At 59.4% G+C, this 5241-nt stretch carries 7 protein-coding genes, 1 tRNA gene and 2 pseudogenes; 4 read left to right on the forward strand and 6 right to left on the reverse strand.

Annotation, left to right across the window (positions count from 1 at the left end; genetic code table 11):
* On the reverse strand, nucleotides 1-298 hold a 298-nt coding region (locus tag AB4Z11_RS25670), incomplete at its 3' end, for a CzcE family metal-binding protein (RefSeq protein WP_442028633.1).
* Between the two features lie 171 nt (nucleotides 299-469).
* Here AB4Z11_RS25670 and AB4Z11_RS25675 point away from each other — a divergent pair.
* The gene (locus tag AB4Z11_RS25675; RefSeq protein ID WP_442028634.1) at nucleotides 470-880 is read left to right on the forward strand and encodes a DUF305 domain-containing protein; all 411 of its coding nucleotides are present in this window, start codon (nucleotides 470-472) and stop codon (nucleotides 878-880) included.
* Nucleotides 867-2169 (forward strand): annotated as a pseudogene (locus tag AB4Z11_RS25680) (hypothetical protein). Before AB4Z11_RS25675 ends, AB4Z11_RS25680 begins: the two are co-directional and overlap by 14 nt.
* 18 nt (nucleotides 2170-2187) lie before the next feature.
* Here the strand turns inward: AB4Z11_RS25680 and AB4Z11_RS25685 are convergent.
* The 5 genes from AB4Z11_RS25685 to AB4Z11_RS25705 form a co-directional block, all read right to left on the reverse strand.
* On the reverse strand, nucleotides 2188-2364 hold the full coding sequence (locus tag AB4Z11_RS25685; protein ID WP_442028635.1) for a hypothetical protein: 177 nt from the start codon (nucleotides 2362-2364) through the stop codon (nucleotides 2188-2190).
* A gap of 91 nt (nucleotides 2365-2455) precedes the next feature.
* Nucleotides 2456-3463, reverse strand: coding sequence for an alpha/beta hydrolase (locus AB4Z11_RS25690; RefSeq protein WP_442028636.1), 1008 nt, complete (start codon nucleotides 3461-3463; stop codon nucleotides 2456-2458).
* 25 nt (nucleotides 3464-3488) lie between these two features.
* Nucleotides 3489-3812 (reverse strand): response regulator transcription factor, encoded by a 324-nt coding sequence (locus AB4Z11_RS25695; protein WP_442028637.1) that lies wholly within the window; start codon nucleotides 3810-3812, stop codon nucleotides 3489-3491.
* Between the two features lie 119 nt (nucleotides 3813-3931).
* On the reverse strand, nucleotides 3932-4204 hold the full coding sequence (locus AB4Z11_RS25700) for a winged helix-turn-helix domain-containing protein (protein WP_442028638.1): 273 nt from the start codon (nucleotides 4202-4204) through the stop codon (nucleotides 3932-3934).
* 128 nt (nucleotides 4205-4332) lie between these two features.
* A tRNA-Pro gene (locus AB4Z11_RS25705) sits at nucleotides 4333-4409 on the reverse strand.
* 94 nt (nucleotides 4410-4503) lie between these two features.
* Here AB4Z11_RS25705 and arsC point away from each other — a divergent pair.
* Together arsC and AB4Z11_RS25715 are read left to right on the forward strand one after the other, a co-directional pair.
* Nucleotides 4504-4851: an arsenate reductase (glutaredoxin) gene (gene arsC / locus AB4Z11_RS25710; protein ID WP_442028639.1), complete on the forward strand. Its 348-nt coding sequence runs from the start codon at nucleotides 4504-4506 to the stop codon at nucleotides 4849-4851.
* A gap of 135 nt (nucleotides 4852-4986) precedes the next feature.
* Nucleotides 4987-5241: pseudogene (locus AB4Z11_RS25715) on the forward strand (MFS transporter); the annotation flags it as partial.

Genomic DNA, 5241 nt, shown 5'->3' on the forward strand with positions numbered 1-5241 from the left:
CGCGTACGCCTTGCGCGTTGAGCTTCGGTGCGATGGCCGACAGGTCAACGACGGTCTGGCCAGGGAAGGTGTCGAAGTGCCAGATCACGGAGTCGGAGCCGTTGGTGAATTCAACGGTGTCGCCGTTGGTCACGGTAACATTGTGCACGCCGGATTGCAGGTCGATCTTGCGGTCGGCGTTGGCGGAAGCAACGGCGTTACCATAGTCGGCTGGCGAGCCCGTAGGGCCTTGGGCGAAGGCGCTGCCAGCGGTGGCGGCGATGACCAGGGCGGCGGCGGTCAGTTTAGCGATTTTCATGATTTGCTCCAGTGTTTGGGTGGTTGATGTAGCCATAGTAGAAAATCGGCGCTGACCAACTCATGACTGGATAATTACGAAATGATGACAGGGCGCTTGTAATCGTTTTGTCAGAAGTTTGTTGGAGCGCTCTTCATACACTGGCCTCACCCACACACAGGGAGCCTATAAATGAAATACGCCATAAGTCTGATGCTCTGCCTGTTCACCGGTTCTGCCTTGGCCCAGGAAGCCCATCACCACCACGGCGCCGCCGACTCTGCGGCAGCGCCGCCCGTCTTTACCGCCACCACAGCCAAGCCGTTTGCAGCATTAATGGACGACGCCATGGCCGTCATGGATGCCGGCATGGCCAAGGCCCCCATGAATGGCCAGAGCGAGCATGACTTCATGACCATGATGATTCCGCACCACCAGGGCGCAGTCGATATGGCGAAGGCTGTGCTGCTTTACAGCCAGGATCCTGAAGTCCGCAATCTTGCATTGGGCATCATCGCTGAGCAGCAAATAGAAATCCAACAAATGCAGGCATGGCTGGCACGCCATCCTTCCATGCACGAGGAATCTCATGAACACCAATAAACAACTGATCGCTGCGGTCGTCGCTGTATTTGCCATGCCGCTGGCCTTTGCCTTGCCGTCGTCGCAGGACCGCGTCTACACGGCGGACCAGAATAGCAATACCGTTTCCGTGTTCGATCCGTCCACCAACACGCTGGTGGGCCAGATCCGCCTCGGCAATCCCCGGCCGGACGTGCTGTCGCCGTTGTACAAGGGTGAGATCAATGTGCACGGTATGGGCTTCTCGCCGGACCACAAGACGCTGATGGTGATTTCTACCGGCTCCAACTCAGCCACCTTCATCGATACGGCAACCAATAAGGTCAAAGGCAAGACGTATGTCGGTCGCTCGCCGCACGAAGGCTTCTTTACCGCCGATGGCAAGGAGGCCTGGGTGGTTGTGCGCGGCGAGGATTACATTTCGGTGATCGATCCGCAGACCTTTCGCGAGAAGGAGCGCATTCAGACCGAGGTCGGACCGGGTATGGTGCAAACGGATTACGGTCACCAGCCCGTTCTCGCCCTTCCTGCAATTTTCGCCGGATTACAGCGAAATCTGGATGACGCACAAGGACGTTGGCAAAGTCACGCGCATCGATACGCGCACGCTGGAAGTGACGGGCGTGATCGATACAGGGTTCATCACAAACCACCTGGCTTTCGCTAAAGTGAACGGCAAGACGCTTGCCTACGTGACGATCGGCGGCGAGAACGTGGTGAAGGTGTACACCACCGACAAGGATGCCAAGCTGGTGGCCACGATTCCGACCGGCGCACTGCCGCACGGGATCTGGACTTCAGATGACAGCAACCGTGTGTTCGTCGGCATGGAGAACGGCGATGGCATGCAGGTTATCGATCCTGCCACAAATCGCGTGATCGCGACCATCGCCGGAGGCCAGGCGCCGCAGGCACTGGTGTATATCTCGCACGCTGTGCCGCAAGGCGATGGCAAGGAGAACCTGGTGCCGCGTACGAACAAGGATTCCGTCAACGTCCAGTTGCGGCCGAAGCAGGGTGAAGGTCGAGGCTTTATCGTCTCGCGCAATCTGGGCGTGGTTGACGCGGTGGAAGTATCGCTCTTCAAGCTGAAACCGAACACCGAATACAGCGTCTACCTGAACGGCGCCAGCGCTGCGACGGGCAGCCTGGTGACCAATGCGCAGGGCATGGCCAATGCCACCATGATCGGACCCGTACGCGAACTGGCCAAAGAGGGCGCTAAAGCGCCGCATGCCGGCGAAGTGCTGGTCATGGAAGGCCACGACAGTCCTGATGCGGCGAAGGCCATCATGACGACGGCACGCTGAGCCTCTGCTCCATTAGTTTCATTGCATTGCGCGGTCTTCGGGCCGCGTTTTTTTTGCACCACCCAAAGGCAGCGCCACGCACGCGCGCCTTACACGCGAAGACAGCAACAGCAGCGAGCCGCCGGGCAGCACCGCGATGATGAGCAACACGGTGAGCGTCAGTCCGCTGCGTGACAGCCATTGGATTGTGTGCATGGTCGAACCTCTCGGTGCAGGGGCATTGCTTACAGCTTAGTGCGGATTCCCTGCGTGCGGCACTATACAAAGGTTTAGTGCCGCGCACGCATCACTTGAGGCGGTAGGCCAGTTCGGCACCTGCGGCGCGCAGCGCGCCTTGTACGGCGGGCGCCTTGGCCAGTGGGTTCAGCAGGCCGTAATCATGCACCACCCCATTCACGCGCAGCGGCGTGACCTCGACACCGGCCGCGGACAACTTGCGGGCGTAGGCTTCGCCTTCATCACGCAGCACATCGAACTCGGCGACCYGCACCATGGTTGGCGGCAGGCCTTTCAGCTGCTCGATCGGCGCCTGCAGCGGCGATGCGTAGATCTCTTTGCGTGCCGCAGCATCGGTGGTGTAGTTATCCCAGAACCACTTCATCATGTTCCGGGTGAGGAAGTAGCCGTTCGCGAACTGATGATAGGAGGCGGTGTCGAAGCCCGCGTCGGTGACGGGCCACATCAGCACTTGCGCACGCAGTTTCGGGCCGCCCTTGTCCTTGGCCATCAGGGACACCACAGCCGCCATATTGCCGCCGACACTGTTGCCTGCCACGGCGAGGCGCGAGCCGTCGACATGGATTTCCTTGCCGTGCGAAGCCACCCACCTGGTCGCGCCATAGGCCTGGTTGATCGCTACGCCATAACCGGCTTCCGGCGACGGCGTGTAGTCGACGAAGACCGCGGCTGCGCCGGAATACACGACCAGGTCGCGCACCAGGCGCTCGTGGGTCGGGAAGTCGCCCAGCACCCAGCCGCCGCCGTGGAAGAACATGAAGGCGGGCAGCGTGCCTTTCGCACCGGCGGGGCAGACGATGTGCAGCTTCACATCCTGGCCGTCGACCTTGATGACCTTTTCGGATACATCGGCCTTTGGCAGGATGGCGCCTTTTTGCGCGTCGATCAGCACCTGACGGGCATCTTTCGGCGTCATGTTTTCCATCGGCGGGGCATTCTCGATAGCCTTCAGGAAGGCGGCGGTGGTTGGCTCGACGCCGGTGTAGTCGGCCGCGAGAGCGGCGCTGGCGAGGGCGGTCAGGGCAGAAGTGGTGACCAGAGTTTTCAAAGTATTCAAGGTTGATCCTTTCAAGATGAGGAAGTTAATTTGCGAGCAGGCCGCGTTCGTTTGCGACGACGACAGCCTGCACGCGGGCCGACACGTTCAGTTTGGACATCACGTTCTTGAGATGAGTTTTGACGGTTTCTTCAGCCAAGCCCGGTTCGCGGGCAATCAGCTTGTTGCAGTGGCCTTTGCCCAGCAACTGCAGGACGTCCCTTTCGCGGCCGGTCAGGTCGGCGCGGTACCAGCTGTTGGCGATGGCGCGATCGGCGCGCGAACTGATGTAATTCCGGCCGCAGCTCATGGCAAGAAGGGCCGGCTCCAGTTCCTGCAACACGCAGCTTTGCAGCACGTAGCCACGCACGCCGGCGCGCAGCGCTTGCCTTATCTGGCCTTCTTTATCGAAATGCGTGACGATCAGAACGCGGACTTCATCGGATGAAAACTGGCGTTGCAGCTCCAGGCCGCAGCGATAGTCGGCAATCAGAACGGTCTGGCTTGGGGCTGCCGCAGGCCGGCGATATTCACGCGCAGGCTGATCTCTTCCACCACCATATCGCGCCAGACGCGCTTGATCAGGGTCTTGTTGCTGACGGGGCGTCCCGGCTGCTCGGCCAGGCAGATCAGAATATCGAGCGCACGGCTGCCAATCTTGACGGGGGCGCCATCCTTTTCCAGCCGGCGTGCGGACGAAAACAGCCGGTAAGGGCCGAACTCAATCACAGGTGATGTGGATAATTGCTGTGGCGCGCTCATGATGCAATCCCGTGCGTGGAGGACTGATGGCGCCCTTCTTGTACTTAAACTTTAGTTGCCATTGTACATGCAACGCCGCCAGGCTTTCGATACGCCTTAAGCAAGGTGACAGTGAGGGGGAGGGGATCTGGTCGGGGTGAGAGGATTCGAACCTCCGGCCTCTACGTCCCGAACGTAGCGCTCTACCAGGCTAAGCTACACCCCGATTGGTGAGTCACAATTAAAGCAGATCTTTGTGCGTTTATCAACACTCGCCCCGGTGGTATAGTGCGGGCTGCCTGAATTACCTGAGTAAAAATATGGGAATAACGATTTATCACAATAACGCCTGCAGCAACTCGCGCGGCGCTTTGGCTTTGATTCGCGAATCCGGCGTGGAGCCGGAGATCATCGAGTATCTGAAGGCGCCGCCCTCGCGCGACGTGCTGATCGGCCTGATCGCCCGCGCCGGCCTGACGGCACGCGGCGCCATGCGCGACAAAGGCGAGGTGTACGACCAGCTGGGATTGTCCGATAAGTCGCTGCCTGATGAAAAACTGATCGACGCGATGATGGCGCATCCCGAGTTGATCAACCGTCCTTTCGTGGTCACGGACAAGGGCGTACGTTTGTGCCGTCCGCCTGAGACGGTCAAAGAAATCCTCTGACGCACCGCCTGAGGGAGCCCTCTAAACCCTTTAACTTGTGAAATTTGGTTAGTAAATTAGAAAGAAGCCGTGATATTCTCGTGCGGCAACACGTTGCATGCTTTCTAATATGTCCAAATAAACAAAGGGGTCTTTATGGGCTTTCTCGACAAGGAGCGGACTGTCGCCGCTCCGGGGTTTAACCGCTGGCTGGTGCCGCCCGCGGCGCTGGCAATTCATTTGTGCATCGGCATGGCCTACGGTTTTTCCGTGTTCTGGCTGCCGCTGTCGCACGCCCTCGGCATCAAGGAGTCAATCGCCTGTCCGGCGGATATGGGCTTCTTTGCCGAGATCTTCTCCTCCAGCTGCGACTGGAAAATCTCCATGCTGGGCTGGATGTACACGATGTTC

This window comes from Pseudoduganella sp. RAF53_2 (genome assembly GCF_052113985.1).
Lineage (GTDB): Bacteria > Pseudomonadota > Gammaproteobacteria > Burkholderiales > Burkholderiaceae_D > Rugamonas.